General features: G+C 67.4%; 1 protein-coding gene and 1 pseudogene. One reads left to right on the top strand and one right to left on the bottom strand.

Features of this window, described 5'->3' with window-relative positions; genetic code table 11:
- On the top strand, positions 1 to 209 hold a 209-nt coding region (locus E1261_RS45810; RefSeq protein ID WP_202875492.1), incomplete at its 5' end, for a hypothetical protein.
- A gap of 314 nt (positions 210 to 523) precedes the next feature.
- On the opposite strand, the pseudogene E1261_RS44965 reads toward E1261_RS45810, so the two are convergent.
- Positions 524 to 785, bottom strand: a pseudogene (locus E1261_RS44965) (UDP-N-acetylmuramate dehydrogenase); the annotation flags it as partial.

Raw genomic sequence — 785 nt, 5'->3', positions numbered from 1 at the left:
CCCCAACCCCCACCGGCAACGTAGTCCTCGCCGAACCCCCGATCGACGTCGTCTACCTCCGCCGCCGCAGCACCCCCACCGGCCTACGCCTAGCCGCCCCAGCCCAAGTCCTGGCCGACCTCCTCAGCAACGCCAACGGCAACCCCACACCAACATCCACCCGCCTCTACCACTGGATGCACAACCACCTCTACGAATGGCGCTACTGAAACACCCGGCCCAACGCGCTAGGGGGCGGAGTCGGGCACGGATTTGCGGAGGATCATTGCCTCCCCTTGGCAGTACGACTCCGTGGATCTCGAGCCTGGCAGAAACAGCAAACCCCCGGCTGCCGTAGCTACACCGAGGGCCAACCTGGCTCACTGACCCGAGGGCGAGAAGCCGAAGCCTTTGCTGGTCTCGACATTACCGGGGCGGTGAACCTCGTACACCGGGTGGGACCTCGGACACGCGACAAGGTGTCCGGGGTCGCCAGTAGGTGACCGCAGTACACCCGGCTCAGCTGCAGGCGTCGGCCGGTAGGTCAGAGGGTGCAGTTCACCAGGACTGGTTCGTTGACGAGGGTTATGGCGAAGGCTTGGTGGACCTGGGCGCGGACGTGGGTCGCCAGGGAGAGGAGGTCCTTGGCGGTGGCGGTGCCTCGGTTGGTGAGGGCGAGGGTGTGTTTGGTGGAGACGGCGGCGGCGCCGAGGGTGAAGCCCTTGGGGATGCCGGCGTGTTCGATCAGCCAGGCGGCGCTGGTTTTGGTGCGGCCGTCGGGCTGGGGCCATTGGGGGGCGCCGGCG

Source organism: Kribbella albertanoniae (assembly GCF_004348455.1).
GTDB classification, from domain to species: Bacteria; Actinomycetota; Actinomycetes; order Propionibacteriales; family Kribbellaceae; genus Kribbella; species Kribbella albertanoniae.
This window is presented reverse-complemented; position numbering and strand designations above follow the sequence as displayed.